This window comes from Halorhodospira halophila (assembly GCF_016653405.1).
Taxonomy (GTDB): domain Bacteria; phylum Pseudomonadota; class Gammaproteobacteria; order Nitrococcales; family Halorhodospiraceae; genus Halorhodospira; species Halorhodospira halophila_A.
In genome coordinates this window covers 20,656-35,644 of sequence record NZ_NHSN01000003.1, presented here as the reverse complement: position 1 = coordinate 35,644, position 14,989 = coordinate 20,656, and the positions used below count along the sequence as shown (strand labels likewise).

The window sequence follows — 14,989 nt, the reverse complement described above, 5'->3', positions numbered from 1 at the left end:
AAAGCAGCAGCCGTCGAAGGCTGGCGGGCATGGTCGGGCTTCCTGCGGGTGGCGTGGGGCTGAGATCCTGCGCCAAGTATGGTGGTCGACCGGTGCGGTGCAAGTTCAGCGCAGGGCCACCCCTTTGACCATGGCGTGTATGGGCACCCCCGGAGCCAGCCCCAGCTCGGCGGAGGAACGCCGGGTGATGCGGGCGAGCAGCGGCTGGCCCGCCACCTCCAGGCGCACCAGAGCGTGGCTCGGGGTGGGGTCATCGGCGATCGCCGTGATGCGCGCCGGGAGACGGTTGAGCAGACTCACCCCGGTCGGTGGCGTGCGGGCAATGCTGACGTCCCTGGCGTGGACACGCACACGGACCGGCTCGCCAATGGCGGCGTCCAGCCGCGGCAGGTACAGCGGTGCATCACCGGCGTCAAGCTCGGTCAGGTGATCGGCGGGGTGGTGCCGGGCGACGGGCAGCTCCAGGACCGCCGATGCGTGCTCGCTCTGGGCCAGCGGCAGATCGGTCTGCGTCAGCAGCGTCTGGAGCGGGCCTTCGGCACGGACCTCGCCGGATTCGAGTAAAACCATGTGGTCGGCCAGGCGAGCGGCCTCGTCGAGGGCATGAGTGACGTAGACAATCGGGATGCGCAGGTGGCGGTGCAGGCGCTCGAAGTAGGGCAGGATCTCGGCCCTGGTGGCGGTGTCCAGCGAGGCCAGGGGTTCGTCCATGAGCAGGAGCCTGGGGGCGGCCAGCAGTGCGCGTCCGATGGCGACCCGTTGGCGCTGACCGCCGGATAGCGAACCCGGGGGGCGTTCGAGCAACCCGGCGAGGCCGAGCAGCTCGGTGATCTCGTCGAGGTCGTCCCGGCGGCCGCCGGCGGGTGTCCGCCGTCGCCCGTAGAGCAGGTTGCCGCGCACGTTCAGGTGGGGGAAGAGGCTCGGTTCCTGAAACACGTAGCCGAGCGGTCTGCGGTGAACCGGCAGGAAACTATGTTCGTCTTGCCAGATGCTGCCGTTGACGACCAGGCGGCCACGCCGTACCCGCTCCAGCCCGGCCAGGCAGCGTAGCAGGGTGGTCTTGCCTGACCCCGAGCGGCCGAACAGGGTGGTCACGCCGGTTCCGGGGAGAACCAGATCGGCCTCGAGGCGGAAATCGCTGCGGTCGACCCGGAATGAGGCTTGGATGCCCATCAGGCGACCCCCACGACCTTGAAGCGGCGGTTAAGGAAGTAGACCGCGAGAAGCAGCGAAAAGGCCATCAAAAGCAGGAACAGCGACAGGCCGTGGGCCGCGGCGTAGTCCATGGCCTCGACGTGGTTGTAGATGGCGATCGAGGCCACCTCCGTCTCCCCGGCAATGCTTCCGCCGATCATCAGCAGAACGCCGAACTCGCCTAGGGTGTGCGCGAAGGCGAGCACCGCGGCGGTCAGGAAACCGTTGCGGGCCAGGGGAATGACCACCGTGAAGAAACGATCCAGTGGCGAGGCCCGCAACGTGGCGGCCACCTCCAGGGGGCGCTCACCCATGGCCTGGAAGGCGTTCTGCATGGGCTGTACCGCGAAGGGCAGGGAGTAGATCATCGAGCCGATCACCATGCCGGTGAAGGTGAAGGCCAGGTGGCCGATGCCAAGCTGCTCCAGCAACCCGCCGAGCCAGCCTTCCGGACCAAGGAAGATCAGCAGGTAGAAGCCGATGACCGTCGGAGGCAGGACCAGGGGCATCGCCACCAGCGCCTCGACGACGACGCGGGCGCGGGAGTCGCTGCGCGCCAGCCACCAGGCCAGGGGCAGACAGAGCAGGAGGAGCAGGCCGGTGCTGATGGAGGCCAGTTTCAGGGTCAACTGCAGGGCGACCCAGTCGGCGTTGCTGATCCAGAGCATGCTTGTCGATCCGTCCCTAAGCGCCGCGCGGTGGGTTATTCCGGCGGCCGGAAACCGTGCTCTTCGAGGATGGTGCGGGCGCCGTCGCTGTCCATGAAAGCCGCGAAGCGCGCCATCGCCTCGTCCCCGGACCCGTGCCGGGTGATGATGTATCCGTGCCTGAGCGGTGCGTGCAGATCCGGATCGATCGGTGTGTATACCCCCTGCTCGTCGACGCTCGGGTGTGTCGCCAGCGAGAGCGGGATCAGGGCAGCCTGCGCGGCACCGCTCTGGGCCTGTTGCAAGGCGCGGGCGACGCTGTTGCCGGTCACCAGTCGATCCGCCACCGCCTCGTGAATGCCCTCGGCCTGCAGTGCCTCCAGCGCGCGCGCGCCGTAGGGGGCGTGTTCAGGGTGGGCGATGGCGATGCGCCGGAATGCCGATTCCGTTAGCTCTTCCAGCTCCGGGGGTTCGGCCCTGGAGCGGGTCCAGAGGACCAGTTGGCCACTGGCGTAGTGGCGCACCCCGGATGCGGCGTGGCCGGAATCGACGAGTGCTTCCGGGCGCTCCATGTCGGCCGCGAAGAACGCGGCAAAAGGGGCCCCATGGGCGATTTGGGCACGCAGCGACCCGGAGGATCCGTAGGAGACGGCCAATTGATGTTCCGGGTGTTGCTCCTGAAAGCTCGCCACGAGGTCTTCCATGGCGTGACGCAGACTCGATGCAGCGGCGATGCGGGTGGTGTCGGCGATGGCCGCGCAGGCGAAGAGCAGGGCGCTGGCGAGACTGGTCAGTGCCAGGGCCGCCATGCCGCGGCTGCGGGGCGCGCGGTTCCGGGGCGACGGGAGCGGCATGCACACCTCGCTGGTCGGGGTTTTCACGGGAGGTCTAGCAAGGAACGGGCCATATCCCCCGCGGCGCCGCGTTTCGCCGGCGCCGCGGGGGGCGGGGTGCGCTCGTCAGCGGCTGCGGAGGATCTCGCTCAGGGCTTCATCCAGGGTCGGATACTCGAAGGTGAAACCGGCCTCCTGAAGGCGTTGGGGGCGCATGCGGGCGCCGGTGAGCAGGATCCGGGACATCTCGCCGAAGGCCAGACGCAGGGCTGGAGCCGGAGCGGGCAGGAAGGCCGGGCGATGCAGGTGGCGCGCCAGTGTCCGGGTGAATTCGGCGTTGGTCACCGGTTCCGGGGCGCCTGCGTTGAACGGGCCTGCGAGTGCCTCCTGATCGAGCAGAAAGAGGATGATGCGCACCAGATCGGTGCGGTGGATCCACGGCATGTACTGCTTGCCGCTGCCCAACGGCCCACCGAGGCCGAGCCGGAAGGGCGTGAGCAGCTTGGCGAGGGTGCCGCCGTCGCGGTCCAGCACCAGTCCGATCCGCATCAGCGCCACGCGGACCCCATGGGATTCGGCCTGCCGTGCCGCCTCTTCCCAGCGGGCGCAGAGCTCGTGAACGAACTCGGGGTTCGGTGGGGTCTCCTCCGTGACCTCTCGGTCGCCCTGATCGCCGTAATACCCCATCGCGGAAGCGGAGATCAGGGTCTTGGGTGGTGTATCGAGCTGGCCGCACAGATCGACCACAGCCTGGGTGGTGTTCAGTCGGGAGTCGAGCAGGCGCTGCTTCTTGGCCTCGGTCCAGCGTCCCTCGGCAATCGACTCGCCAGCGAGGTTGATGATCGCCTCGGGCTGGCTGTCGAGGAAATCGGCCACGTTCGGGCGGATGTCGGTCCGTGCTGGCAGGGCAGCGCGTGCGCGCTCCGGGTTGCGCGAGACGACCAGCAGCTCGTGGCCGCGCTCGTGGAGGCGAGCGCACAACGGCTTGCCGACGAAGCCGCTGCCGCCGGTGATCAGAATTCGCATGACACCCTCCCGTGTGGAAATTCCTGCGTATAGTATTGTCCAGCCTACCGCGACGGTGGAGGCAGGCAAGCCCGGTGGTGCGGTGTTGCAGGCGGTGGCTGCCCCGCGCCAGTGCGTGTGCGGTAAAATGCCGCAGGCTGGTGCAGGGCCGCGCCTTGCATTCCACGCCGCAACCTTTACGTTATGCCGTAACCGGCGATACCGTTGCATGAATGGATTAAGTAGCAACAGGGGGTCTACATGACGAACGAGGCACCGGATGATCTGGATCGTGGGCGACGGCGGTTCCTGACCGGCGCGGCGAGCGTGGTCGGCGGCGTCGGCGTGGTCTTCGCCGCGGTCCCGTTCATCGGCTTTCTCCGCCCCAGCGTGGAGGCGCAGGCGGAGGGTGCGCCCATCGAGGTCGATGTGAGCAAGCTCGAGCCCGGGCAGCGCTTGGAGTTTGAGTGGAAGGGCAGCCCGATCTGGGTGGTCAGCCGTACTCAGGAGCACCTTGAGACGCTGGATAAAATGGTGGACCGCCTGCGCGATCCGGACTCCGAGCGGGATCAGCAGCCGGATTACGCCCGGAACAAGCACCGGTCCGTGGACCCCGAGGTCTTTGTCGTGGTGCCGATCTGCACCCACCTGGGCTGCATCCCCACGTACTACCCCGAGATCGAGCCGATGGACTTCGACGCCGACTGGCTCGGCGGGTTTTTCTGCCCCTGCCACGGCGCGCGCTACGATATGGCTGGCCGGGTGTATCGGGCGCAGCCTGCGCCGAGGAACCTGGAGGTGCCGCCGCACCGGCAGGATGGTGACAAGCTGGTCATTGGCGAGCATCCCGAGGACGCCGACGCGTAGCTCGGTTCTGGCGCGGCGCGCGCTCTTCCGGCTTCGCAGCCGTCCAGGACTGTATAAAAAAACCCGCCCCCGAAGCTCGGGGGCGGGTTTTTTCATGGGTGCGGTATCGGGTGGGGCACCGGCGCCCGGTGCCCCACAGCCCTAATCGTCAGTGGGGTCGTGGTGGACGCGGTCGCTGGCGGTTGGTGCCGTCGGAGTAGCGCCGGCGGCATGGTTGGGGGACGTTGCCCCCGCGCGCGCAAGGCGCAGGGGCGGGGCCTGCCCCTGGTGGTCCTCCCCGAAGTAGAGGGTCCGGTGCGGGAAGGGGATCTCGATGCCGGCGGCATCCAGGCGCTTCTTGACCAGCCCGTTGTAGGCCCGGCCGATGGCCCATTGCATCCCCGGTGCCGTCTTGATGCGCACCCGGATATTGACCGAGCTGTCGCCCAGCGAGACCACCCCGTCTACCGCGAAGTCGCCGTAGAGGGCATTGCGGATGTCGGGATCCGGATGCTGTTTGAGGTCTTCGTAGGCGGCCTCGAGCACCGGGGTGACCTGGTCGACATCCTCTCGGTAGGCCACCCCATAGCTGCCGACGTGGTAGGCGAAGTGGCGGGTGAAGTTCGAGACGCTGTCCACTGAAGAGAACGGGATGAAGTGGTAGGTCCCGAACAGGTCGCGGATGTTCACCGAGCGAATGGTGAGCTTCTCCACCGTGCCTGTGACCCCGCCGGCGGTGACGATATCGCCGACGTCGATGGCGTTCTCGAGCTGGATGAACACGCCGGTGATGATGTCCTGAACCAGCTTCTGCGCGCCAAAGCCGATGGCGAGGCCGAGGACACCGGCACCGGCGATCAGCGGGCCGATGTTAATCCCGATCTCGGCGAGGACGATCATCGTCGTCATGGTGACCAGGACGATGGCGATGGCGTTGCGGAACAGGGTGAGCAGCGTCTGCTCCCGCGCCGAGGGGGTGCCGTGGCCCACGTCCGGATTCAGGCGGTGCTCGATGAAGCTGGCCGCCAGCAGCCAGACCGCCGTGGCGGCGAGCAGGACCAGGGTAACCGAGAGGATCACCCCGAGGGTCTGCAGGCCGCCCTCGGAAGCGAGCCAGCCGGTGAAGTCGAACAGCTGCCAGGCATCGAGCACGGTGGCGATGACCACGATCAGGATGGCGGTCCGTGCGATTTTCAGCACGATGGGCAGGTAGCTATTCAGGCGCTGCTCGAGCAGTGGGAAGTGGCGCCGGTTGCGTTCGCTAAGCCGGATACGCCGGGCCGTGGCCTGGGTCAGGACAATGGCCAGGAAGGCCCCGATGCCGATGGCCAGTGCCGTCTGCAGGGTCGCCTGGGCCATGAAGGCCAGAGCGGCATCCGGCTGGGTGATGGTGACTACGGCGAGCGCGCCGAAGTAAAGGATTACGACCCAGTGCCAGACCCAGGCCAGCGACGAGAGGATGGTCCGGGTGAACAGCACCCTGGACTCGGCGGCGCTGGCCTGGAGCCGCTCGCGCACGTCGTGCCGGTTGCGCAGGGCGATCACCACCGCATAGCCGAAGGCGAGCACCATGACAAGGAGCACCGCCAGCTGTCCCAGCCCCTCGGCAACGGCCATGGTGACGAAGGGACCGATGAACAGCAGGCCGTAACCGATCAGTCCGGACATGCGGGCCAGCCGCTTGCCCCAGTAGGTGGCGTGCTCATCGTCGGTGGCGATCAGCCGCAGGTGGGGGTTGCGCGGTGCGAACAGAATGCGCAGCAGGGCCTTGAAGCCCTCGACCATCAGGAACGCATTCAGGAACAGGGATTCCCGCGCCTCGATGCCGCCCACCTCGCCGACCAGCGAGAGGGCGATGGCGTACCCGGCGATCCAGGCCAGGAAGATGGTCGCCAGGTCGGCCGCGGCGGCGCCGAGCACGCCGACGGTGCGCCGCACCGTGCGCAGGCGCGCGTCGCCGCGCTGGGCCCAGCCCTCGGCGCGGTTGAACACGGGGCGTGCCAGGGGGCGCAGCACGAGGAGCAGGCCGATGGTGACGACAATGATCAGGCCCAGGTCGGCCAGTTCCAGGGCCAGCGCCCAGAGCTGCGGGCCGATGGCCTCGCCCTCGATATCCCGGAACAGTTCCCCGATCTCGCGAAGCTCCTGCCCGATGGTCTGAGCGGCCCCCTGAGTGAGCTCGGCAACGCTGCGTGCCGGAGACTCTGCCGGGGTCTCGGCCAGAAGGCGAGCGGGGAGTAGGGTGGCGAGGGCGCCGATCAGCCAGGCAAGCGGGGTTCGTGTGGACACGCGGGATCTCCTTTTCCGGATGGATGCCGTCAAGCGTAACGGTTGAGCCGTGGCGGTGGCCATGTCCCTGGCCTTCAGGCGGGGGCGCCGATCGATTAAACTTGATCTGGAGTCCGAAAGGGAGGAGACCACCGTGAACTGGCTCAGAGTGGTGCCCTGGGCGTTGCGGGCGGCGCGCCTGGCGCGCAGTGCGGAGCAGGTCCGGCGTGAGCGTGGCGGTCGCCGGGTCAGTGGCTACGATACCGGTAAGGCTGCCGGGCGGGCGCTGCGCCGCGTTTTGAAGTAGTCGGGCCCGTCCCCGTTGGATCAGGCGCCGAGCTGACGGCGCAGGATCTTCCCGCTGGGTGTCTTGGGCAGCTCGTCGACGAAGTGGATCTCGCGTGGTGCGACTGCGGCACCGAGGCGTTGTCTTGCGTGGGCGATCAGATCCCGCTGCAGCTGTTCCGGGGCCTCCGGCGGGCGGCGCGGGACGACCCAGGCCGCGACCAGGGCGCCGGCCACCGCATCGGGGACACCACTGACCCCGCATTCGGCCACCTCCGGGTGGTGATTCAGAACGGCCTCGACCTCCGCCGGTCCGACCATGTGACCCGCGGTCTTGATCACGTCGTCGGCGCGGCCGATGAAACGCAGCTCGCCTTGCTCGTCCCACTGGGCGAGATCGCCGGAGCGGTACCAGTTGTCGACGAAGGCATCGCGGTAACGCTCCGGCGCACCGAGATAGGCGCGGAACATCGACGGCCAGCCCCGACGGATGAGGATCTCGCCGGTGGCGCCCGGCTCCGTAACGGGGTTCACCGTCTTACCTTCCACGTTGGCCAGGATCAGTTCGACGCCGGGGACGGGGCGGCCCATGCGGCCGGAGCGCACCGGCGCATTGCCGTACTGGGCCGTCATGATCGCGCCGGTCTCGGACTGCCACCAGGCGTCGCGGGTGGGGAGGCCGAGGCGTTCCTCGGTCCACTCCGTCAGTGCTGGATCGAGCGGTTCGCCGGTGCTGAAGATCCGCTCCAGGCGTGACAGATCATGCCCGGCCAGTGCCTCGGGGCCGGCCCGGCGCAGCATGCGCAGCGCCGTAGGCGCCGTGAACCAGCACTCAATGCCCTCTGCGGCGAGGGTTCCGTACCAACGCCTGGCGTCGAACTCGCCCTCATCCACCACCAGGGTTGCTCCGCAGAGCAGCGGTGCCAGGATGCCGTAGGAGACGCCGGTGACCCACCCCGGGTCGGCGGTGCACCAGTAGCGCTGCCCGGGGGCAAGGCCGAGGACCTCGCGCCCTGTGGCCAGATGCGCCGCTGCCGCCCGGTGGACGTGGAGCACGCCTTTGGGCGGACCGGTGGTGCCGCTGGTGAAGTGGAGCAGCGCCGGGTACTCGGCGCCCGTCGCGATGGGCTGCGGCGCAGCGTCATCGGCGCAGAAAGTCTGCCAGGACTCGGCGCCGGGGGCATCGCCGTCGACGAGTACAATGTGTTCCAGGGCCGGCAGTGCGCCGCGCACCGGGGCGATGCGCTCCTCGAAGAGCTGCCGGGTGGTGACCACGACACGCGCTTCGCCGAGCTCGAGGCGGCGGCGGATGGGGTCGGGACCGTAGACCGAGAACAAAGGCGCGTAGACCGCCCCGTGGCGAAGCGTGCCGAGCGCGGCCAGATAGAGTTCGGGGCGGCGCGGCCCGAGGGTGCAGACCCGCTCGGCAAGGCGCACGCCGCGACGCTCCAGCGCCCGGGCGAAGCGCAGGGCGCCGTCGAGCAGGTCTACGTAGTTGTAGACCCGCCGCTCGCCCTCAGCGCCGCGCCAGATCAGAGCTTCCTGATCGCCGCGGCCGGCGGTGATATTCCGCTCCAGGCACTGGTACGCCAGGTTCAGGCCGCCGTCATCCTGGGCGCCCAGCCACTCCCGTTCTACGCTCTCCCAAGAGAATGAGGCCCCTTCTGCGCCCATCGGCGGTCCATTATCCCGACTGTTGACCATCCCGCTATCCTGAGTCCGCCTTCTGTTGCAGCGCAAGGGGGCGGGGCGGCCTTTGTGTCGCTCAGGCCGCGAAGCGGTGGCGTTCAGGGGAGGTGGTACTCCCGCGACGCCCCCGTTCTTAGGTACCCTATGCAGATTGCCTGCAACCGTTTATGACAGAGGAGTCATCCATGGCGGATAACCGTCGCAGCCGAGTGATCACCCAGGGTGTGGCCCGAACCCCGAACCGCGCGATGTTGCGGGCCGTCGGCTTCCGGGATGAGGACTTCGAGAAGCCGATCATCGGGGTCGGCAACGCACACAGCACGATCACCCCCTGCAACGTCGGGATCGGCGCCATGGCGCGGCGCGCCGAGGAGGCGCTGCGCGAGGTGGGGGCGATGCCGATGAAATTCGGCACCATCACGGTCTCCGACGGCATCACCATGGGCACCGAGGGTATGAAGTACTCCCTCGTCTCCCGCGAGGTGATCGCCGACTCCATCGAGACGGTCGGGGGCGGCCAGCAGATGGACGGGATGCTGGCCACCGGTGGCTGCGACAAGAACATGCCGGGCGCCATGATCGCCCTGGCCCGGCTCGATATCCCCGGCATCTTCGTCTACGGCGGCACCATCAAGCCCGGCCACTACAAGGGCGAGGACCTGACCGTGGTCAGCGCCTTCGAGGCAGTAGGGCAGTACAACGCTGGCAATCTCTCCGAGGAGGATCTCAGGGGCGTGGAGGAGAACGCCTGCCCCGGAGCCGGCTCCTGTGGCGGCATGTTCACGGCGAATACCATGTCCAGCGCCTTCGAGGCCATGGGCATGAGCCTGATGGGTTCCTCGACCGTCTCCGCGGAAGATGACGAGGCCCGGGATGTGGCCGCCGAGGCGGCGCGGGTGCTCATGGACGCGGTCCACCACGATCGGCGGCCATCCTCCATCCTGACACGAGAGGCGTTCGAGAACGCGTTCGCCGTGGTCATGGCCCTGGGCGGGTCGACCAATGCCGTGCTCCATCTGCTGGCCATCGCCAATACCGCCGAGGTCCCGTTCGACCTCGACGATGTCGAGCGGATTCGCCGCAAGGTGCCAGTGCTCTGCGATCTCAAGCCTTCCGGTCGTTTCGTGACCAGCCAGTTCCACGAGGTGGGAGGTACGCCGCAGGTGATGCGCATCCTGCTCGAGCAGGGGCTGCTCCACGGCGGTTGCAGGACCATAACCGGGCAGACCATCGAGGAGCTGATCGGCCACCTGCCGCCGGAGCCGCCGGCGGATCAGGAGATCGTCATGCCCTTCGATCGGCCGCTTTACCCGGAGGGCCACTTGGCGATTCTGCGCGGCAACCTGGCCGAGGAGGGGGCTGTGGCCAAGGTCAGCGGCATCAAGCAGCGCCGCATCAGCGGCCCGGCCCGGGTGTTCGACTCCGAGGAGGAGTGTCTGGAGGCGATCCTGGCCGACCGTGTGCAGGCCGGTGATGTGGTCATCGTCCGCTACGAGGGGCCCAAGGGCGGTCCGGGCATGCGCGAGATGCTGGCGCCCACCTCGGCGATCATCGGCAAGGGCCTCGGCGACGCCGTGGGCCTCATCACCGACGGCCGCTTCTCCGGCGGTACCTACGGGATGGTGGTCGGTCACGTGGCGCCGGAGGCCTACGACGGCGGTACCATTGCGCTCGTCGCCGAGGGCGACACCGTGACCATCGATGCCGACCGCAATCTGTTGCAGGTGGAGGTGGACGAAGCCGAACTGGAGCGCCGCCGCAGCCAGTGGCAGGTGCCCCGGCCGCGCTACCGCCGCGGGGTGCTGGGCAAGTACGCGCGCCTGGCGGCCTCGGCCAGTCGCGGCGCAGTGACCGACGCCGATCTCTTCCCCGATCAGGACTAGGCGGGACGAGGCACCGAAGCACAGCGGTGCCGTCGGCGACGGCACCAGCTACAGCCACGCGTACCCAGGAGGGAAGCGATGAAGCTCCCCGAGATTATGACGGACAAGCTGGTCACCGGGCATCCCGATGAGGGGGTGCGGGAGGCCTTCTTCAAGATGCGCTACAACCACATCCGCCATCTGCCCGTAGTGGATGAGGATATGGGGCTGCTCGGCATCGTGACCGACCGCGATCTGCGGCGGCCGGACTGGGTGGATGAGGCGCCGGATCTTGCCCATGTCTACTACCTGGACGACAACATGGCGCTCAAGAACGTCATGACCCGCAACCCGGTCGTTGTCCACACCTACGATCCGGTTCAGCGGGCGGCCCAGCTCATGCGAGAGAACCGTTTCGGTGCGCTGCCGGTGCTCAACAAGGAGCAGCGGCTGGTGGGCATGGTCTCCGCCGTGGATATGCTCCAAATCCTTGAGGAGCTGCTCGACAAGTTCGGCTCGCCGGAGGGTGTGGGCTGAACCGCCGCGCTGCTTCCGCAGGGTTGCGGCGGGGCTGCCGCCGGGCGACGGGGTCGTGACGGGGAGGGGGGTGCTTGTCTGCGCTTGGACCGCGTCCCACTGAGCCCGAGGCCTGGCAGAGCTGGCTGCGGGAGGCCTTCGGGCTGCTCATGCGCCGTCCGCTGGCCTTCCTTGCCTACACCGCCGGTGTCGCAGGAGCCCTGCTGATTGCCCACTCGGTGGCCTGGGCGCCCCTGCGCGGGATGGTCACACTGCTGGTGGTCGTCCTGGCCCTGGTGCTGTTCGTGCGGTTGGCCCTGGTGGCCGACTACAACCGGGATCCCCGCCCCCTCTATGTCCTGCCGGGCAATCTCGACGGCGCTGTGGCGCTGACGGTGGGGGCGGCTCTGTTCGCCGCCTACGGCGCACTGGGGCCATTGTTGTTCTGGCCGCTGGCCGACTCCCTCGAGGCGGTTCTGATCGGGTTCGGGCTCTACGAGGAGCGCTTGGCTTCGGGGGCACCGGCGCCCCCGCCCCAGGAGGCCTATGTCATTGGTCCGGTGTTCGTCGCGGGCGGCGTCTGGGCCCTGGCGCTGCTGGGTGCGCTGGCGGGGCTGCTGGCCTTCGGGCAGTGGTTTCTGTTGCCCATGGTGGCCCTGCACGGAGCGCATCCCGGCATGGCCATGTGGATGAGCGTCCGCGCCTACGCCGGCAACCCCGTGCCTTTAACTGGCATGCTCGGGCTGTTGCTCGGCGCGGTGGGCGTGGCGGTGCTCACCGCCGGCTGGCTGGGGATCCTGCTGCTGCCGCTGTTCGGGGCCGTCCTCTACACTTCGTACCGCGACGTCTTTCTATCCCGTTCCCACAACCATCCGCCAGGCGTGCCGGTGCTCACCGAGGCCGAACTCCTCGATCAGGGCGACGACGGCGACTGACTACCGGCGGCCCGTCCAGGGCCGTGACGGTGCGCGCCCTGCGGTCACTCGTTGACCGCCGTGCGCTGCGAGTCCTCGTGGAGTCGGGCGCGGTGCAGGCAGCCGATCATGTCGCCGATCGCTGCGGCGGCATCGGCCCAGACGGCGTCGCCGTCGGCGTTCGCCATCTCCAGGTAGCGTTCCCGTTCGGCGTCCAGGATGGCTTCGAGCCGGTCGGCCGGGAACGGGCGGACGTGCTCAGGGTCGGCCGAGTCCGGGCGACCGGGCAGCAGGGCGTAGAACCAGCCCGTCTGCTCGCCGTTGTCACGGTGTGGGGGGACCAGGCCGTGGGCGATGAATCCGCCCGCGACGGTGGTGGCCTGGCCGTTGCGTTCCGCGTATTGCGGGCTGACCAGTGCGGTAAACATGGCCGTATGACTCCCGGGCGTGATCACGCCCTGTATGGCTAAGCAAAGGAAAGCTTATGCTGTCCTGCAACAAATTTTACTACCAGTTACCTGACATGTGAACCGTTCATCATGTGTGTCAAGGACGGTACATGCGCCGTGGCCGTCACCACGGCACAATGGGGTGATGATCTGGGTCCTTGTAATGCTCCTGCTGCTTGGCGCGCTCTACGGCCCCGGCCTGTGGGTTCAGCGCGTCATGCGGCGGTACGCCGAGCCTGCCGATCGTTACGCAGTCAGCGGGGGTGGGCTGGCCCGCGAGCTGCTCGACGGCTGTGGTCTGAGTCGCGTCCGGGTCGAGCGCACCCAGCAGGGTGACCACTACGATCCCGCCGCCGCCGCGGTGCGGCTCTCGCCGGAGCACTACGACCGCCGCTCGCTGGCGGCGCTCACGGTTGCTGCCCATGAGGTTGGGCATGCACTCCAGCACGCTTCCGGCTACGCGCCCTTCGTCTGGCGCCAGCGGCTGGTCCGTGCCACCGGCCGGGCACAGCAGCTCGGTGCGATCCTGCTGCTTGCTGCCCCGGTGGTTGCCGGTGTGCTGCGGGTGCCCGGGGTGGCCCTGCTGTTCGCGGTCGGTGGCCTGCTCAGCCTGGGATCGGGGGTCGTGGTGCACCTGGTCACCCTGCCCACCGAAGTCGATGCCAGCTTCCGCCGTGCCCTGCCGTTGTTGCATCGCAGTGGCTATCTCTATCCGGACGTCGATCCACCCCACGCGCGCCGGATCCTCAGTGCCGCTGCGCTGACCTACGTGGCGCAGTCGCTGGCGTCACTGCTCAATTTCTGGACCTGGCTGCGGGTGCTGCGGCCAGGCCCGTGACGCCTGCGCGCCCGGGTGCCGGATGCACCGTTGGGGGTGCGGGGCCGGCTGGCTGTTCAAGGGCGTGGGGCGCGGGCCGATAGCCTGCGTAGCGAGGGAGGCGGTTGGATATGGGCATGACGCAACGACACTGGATCTGGGTGGCCAGCGCTGTGCTGGTGGTGGGCTCGCTGGGCAAAGCGCCGGCTCAGGACGAAGCCGGACCGCGGGATGGCGTCCGGCTGCCGGTATTGGGGCCTGATCGAGAGGCCATTGATCTGTTGCGCACGCGGCCCGAAGAGGTCGAGCGTCGCCTGCGCGAGCGCGAACCGCCGGGTCCCGAGCTGGCCGCACGGTCCCCGCTTCCGGTCCCCGAGTTGCCCGTGCCCGAAGAGCCGCAACCCGATGCGGCTGCGGAGGTGGTCGATGTCGACCGGATCCGGGTTTCGGCCGCCGCTGCCGGCGAGGGCGTGGTCCAGGGCGAGGCGGCGTTGCGGAATACCGCGGAGCAGTCCCATCGGCTGGTACGAGTGCTGACCACGGCGGCTGAGGAGGCCATGCTCCATACGGTGGAGCATCGCGGCGGCGTGCGGCAGGTTCAGCGCTTGGACGGCCTGCTGTTGCCCCCGGAAGAAGAGGTCGAACTGCGCCCCGGAGGGCCGCGGCTGCTGTTGGTCGATCTGCGCCGCCCGCTTGCCGAGGGGGAAGCCATCACCCTCGATTTCTACTTCGGGGACGGTAGCCGCAAGCGGGTGGAGGCCCCCGTGCGGCGTCCGATGCCCTGAGCGGCCCAAGCTAGGGGTGGCCCAAGGTGCTGCCCGCCGGCGGAATGTAAACGGCCGGGCTAGGGGGCGGCGACCCGGAAGAAGCGGCGCGCCACCTGGCTCGAGGTCTCCGCCAGTTCGGCGACGTCACGGCCTGCATGGTGGGCCACCGCGCGTCCGATGTGCGGCATGAGGCAGGGCTCGTTGCGCCGGTTCTTGACCGGCAGGCCCACTTGCTCGGGGTTGACGTCGCGGGGCAGCAGGTAAGGGCAGTCCGTCTCGACCATCAGCCGCTCCGGGGGGATGACGCGAACCGCATCGCGCACCGCCTGGCCGCGGCGTTCATCGCAGATCCAGCCGGTGACGCCGATGTGCAGGTCCAGATCCAGATACGCCTGCGCCACCTCGGGGCCCTCGGTGAAGCAGTGGGCTACGCCGTCGACCAGGTGGTCGCGGTAGGCCCGGATGATCTCGCTGAAGCGCTGATGGGCATCACGCTGGTGCAGGAATACCGGCAGCTGCAGCTCCGCGGCCAGTTCCAGGTGGCGCTCGAAGACGCGCTGCTGAACCTCCGGCGGGGAGTGGTTACGGTAGAAATCGAGACCGGTCTCGCCGATGGCGACCACCTCCGGCCGCGCGGCCAGCTCGCGCAGGACCGATTCGGAGTCGCTGGAGAAGGTCTTCGCCATGTGCGGGTGGAAACCAGCCGTAGCGAAAAGTCGCCCCGGATGATCCGCCGCGAGGGCCTGGGCCTTGATCGACTCGCCCTCGTCGGTGCCGGTCACAAAGAGCTGGCTGACTCCAGCGGCGTCGGCCCGCTCGAGGACCTGGTGGAGATCCTTGCGAAAGGTGTGGTGCGTCAGGTTGGCGCCGATGTCGATCCATTCCATAGCCGCGCAA

Annotated in this window: 15 protein-coding genes; 7 read left to right on the top strand and 8 right to left on the bottom strand. The window is 68.5% G+C overall.

All coding sequences use genetic code 11. The features are described from left to right. Window positions 1-105 precede the first annotated feature (105 nt). The 4 genes from modC to CCR79_RS01290 all read right to left on the bottom strand — a co-directional run bounded on the left by modC (window position 106) and on the right by CCR79_RS01290 (window position 3,700). Window positions 106-1,173, bottom strand: coding sequence for a molybdenum ABC transporter ATP-binding protein (modC, locus tag CCR79_RS01305; RefSeq protein WP_201167856.1), 1,068 nt, complete (start codon window positions 1,171-1,173; stop codon window positions 106-108). Beyond that, on the bottom strand, window positions 1,173-1,862 hold the full coding sequence (gene modB, locus CCR79_RS01300; RefSeq protein WP_201167853.1) for a molybdate ABC transporter permease subunit: 690 nt from the start codon (window positions 1,860-1,862) through the stop codon (window positions 1,173-1,175). The genes modC and modB overlap by 1 nt, the downstream gene beginning before the upstream one ends. Before the next feature lie 35 nt (window positions 1,863-1,897). After that, complete coding sequence (gene modA, locus CCR79_RS01295) at window positions 1,898-2,650, bottom strand: molybdate ABC transporter substrate-binding protein (protein ID WP_201167850.1); 753 nt, start codon at window positions 2,648-2,650, stop codon at window positions 1,898-1,900. 150 nt (window positions 2,651-2,800) lie between these two features. Continuing rightward, window positions 2,801-3,700, bottom strand: a complete 900-nt coding sequence (locus CCR79_RS01290) for a TIGR01777 family oxidoreductase (RefSeq protein ID WP_201167847.1) — start codon at window positions 3,698-3,700, stop codon at window positions 2,801-2,803. Window positions 3,701-3,940: 240 nt separating this feature from the next. Here CCR79_RS01290 and petA point away from each other — a divergent pair, with 240 nt between their 5' ends. Next, entirely contained in the window at window positions 3,941-4,546 is a 606-nt protein-coding gene (gene petA, locus CCR79_RS01285) for a ubiquinol-cytochrome c reductase iron-sulfur subunit (protein WP_201167844.1), read from the top strand. Window positions 4,547-4,687: 141 nt separating this feature from the next. On the opposite strand, the gene CCR79_RS01280 is transcribed toward petA, so the two are convergent. Further along, complete coding sequence (locus CCR79_RS01280; RefSeq protein WP_201167841.1) at window positions 4,688-6,814, bottom strand: mechanosensitive ion channel domain-containing protein; 2,127 nt, start codon at window positions 6,812-6,814, stop codon at window positions 4,688-4,690. A gap of 133 nt (window positions 6,815-6,947) precedes the next feature. On the opposite strand from CCR79_RS01280, the gene CCR79_RS01275 reads away from it, so the two are divergent. After that, the gene (locus CCR79_RS01275; protein WP_201167838.1) at window positions 6,948-7,100 is read left to right on the top strand and encodes a hypothetical protein; all 153 of its coding nucleotides are present in this window, start codon (window positions 6,948-6,950) and stop codon (window positions 7,098-7,100) included. A 20-nt stretch (window positions 7,101-7,120) separates the two neighbouring features. Here CCR79_RS01275 and CCR79_RS01270 read toward each other — a convergent pair whose 3' ends face one another. After that, the gene (locus CCR79_RS01270; RefSeq protein ID WP_238635343.1) at window positions 7,121-8,752 is read right to left on the bottom strand and encodes an AMP-binding protein; all 1,632 of its coding nucleotides are present in this window, start codon (window positions 8,750-8,752) and stop codon (window positions 7,121-7,123) included. A 200-nt stretch (window positions 8,753-8,952) separates the two neighbouring features. Here CCR79_RS01270 and ilvD point away from each other — a divergent pair, with 200 nt between their 5' ends. The 3 genes from ilvD (at window position 8,953) to CCR79_RS01255 (ending at window position 12,080) form a co-directional block, all read left to right on the top strand. After that, window positions 8,953-10,650, top strand: coding sequence for a dihydroxy-acid dehydratase (gene ilvD / locus CCR79_RS01265; RefSeq protein ID WP_201167833.1), 1,698 nt, complete (start codon window positions 8,953-8,955; stop codon window positions 10,648-10,650). Between the two features lie 78 nt (window positions 10,651-10,728). Continuing rightward, the gene (locus CCR79_RS01260; RefSeq protein WP_201167831.1) at window positions 10,729-11,166 is read left to right on the top strand and encodes a CBS domain-containing protein; all 438 of its coding nucleotides are present in this window, start codon (window positions 10,729-10,731) and stop codon (window positions 11,164-11,166) included. 74 nt (window positions 11,167-11,240) lie between these two features. Continuing rightward, complete coding sequence (locus tag CCR79_RS01255) at window positions 11,241-12,080, top strand: hypothetical protein (RefSeq protein WP_201167829.1); 840 nt, start codon at window positions 11,241-11,243, stop codon at window positions 12,078-12,080. A gap of 44 nt (window positions 12,081-12,124) precedes the next feature. On the opposite strand, the gene CCR79_RS01250 is transcribed toward CCR79_RS01255, so the two are convergent. After that, complete coding sequence (locus CCR79_RS01250; protein WP_201167827.1) at window positions 12,125-12,487, bottom strand: hypothetical protein; 363 nt, start codon at window positions 12,485-12,487, stop codon at window positions 12,125-12,127. Between the two features lie 163 nt (window positions 12,488-12,650). Between CCR79_RS01250 and CCR79_RS01245 the strand changes: the two genes are divergently transcribed. Both CCR79_RS01245 and CCR79_RS01240 read left to right on the top strand, forming a co-directional pair. Continuing rightward, complete coding sequence (locus tag CCR79_RS01245) at window positions 12,651-13,346, top strand: zinc metallopeptidase (RefSeq protein ID WP_201167825.1); 696 nt, start codon at window positions 12,651-12,653, stop codon at window positions 13,344-13,346. Between the two features lie 116 nt (window positions 13,347-13,462). Then, window positions 13,463-14,110, top strand: coding sequence for a copper chaperone PCu(A)C (locus CCR79_RS01240; RefSeq protein ID WP_201167823.1), 648 nt, complete (start codon window positions 13,463-13,465; stop codon window positions 14,108-14,110). A gap of 59 nt (window positions 14,111-14,169) precedes the next feature. Here CCR79_RS01240 and CCR79_RS01235 read toward each other — a convergent pair whose 3' ends face one another. Further along, window positions 14,170-14,979: a TatD family hydrolase gene (locus CCR79_RS01235; RefSeq protein WP_201167820.1), complete on the bottom strand. Its 810-nt coding sequence runs from the start codon at window positions 14,977-14,979 to the stop codon at window positions 14,170-14,172. Between the last annotated feature and the right edge of the window lie 10 nt (window positions 14,980-14,989).

Excerpts from the sequence above, each read along its gene's own strand:
- ilvD (WP_201167833.1), top strand. The coding sequence starts at position 8,953 with ATGGCGGATAACCGTCGCAGCCGAGTGATCACCCAGGGTGTGGCCCGA.
- CCR79_RS01290 (WP_201167847.1), bottom strand. The coding sequence starts at position 3,700 with ATGCGAATTCTGATCACCGGCGGCAGCGGCTTCGTCGGCAAGCCGTTG.
- CCR79_RS01270 (WP_238635343.1), bottom strand. The coding sequence starts at position 8,752 with ATGGGCGCAGAAGGGGCCTCATTCTCTTGGGAGAGCGTAGAACGGGAG.
- petA (WP_201167844.1), top strand. The coding sequence starts at position 3,941 with ATGACGAACGAGGCACCGGATGATCTGGATCGTGGGCGACGGCGGTTC.
- CCR79_RS01235 (WP_201167820.1), bottom strand. The coding sequence starts at position 14,979 with ATGGAATGGATCGACATCGGCGCCAACCTGACGCACCACACCTTTCGC.
- modC (WP_201167856.1), bottom strand. The coding sequence starts at position 1,173 with ATGGGCATCCAAGCCTCATTCCGGGTCGACCGCAGCGATTTCCGCCTC.
- modB (WP_201167853.1), bottom strand. The coding sequence starts at position 1,862 with ATGCTCTGGATCAGCAACGCCGACTGGGTCGCCCTGCAGTTGACCCTG.
- modA (WP_201167850.1), bottom strand. The coding sequence starts at position 2,650 with ATGGCGGCCCTGGCACTGACCAGTCTCGCCAGCGCCCTGCTCTTCGCC.
- CCR79_RS01240 (WP_201167823.1), top strand. The coding sequence starts at position 13,463 with ATGACGCAACGACACTGGATCTGGGTGGCCAGCGCTGTGCTGGTGGTG.
- CCR79_RS01250 (WP_201167827.1), bottom strand. The coding sequence starts at position 12,487 with ATGTTTACCGCACTGGTCAGCCCGCAATACGCGGAACGCAACGGCCAG.
- CCR79_RS01260 (WP_201167831.1), top strand. The coding sequence starts at position 10,729 with ATGAAGCTCCCCGAGATTATGACGGACAAGCTGGTCACCGGGCATCCC.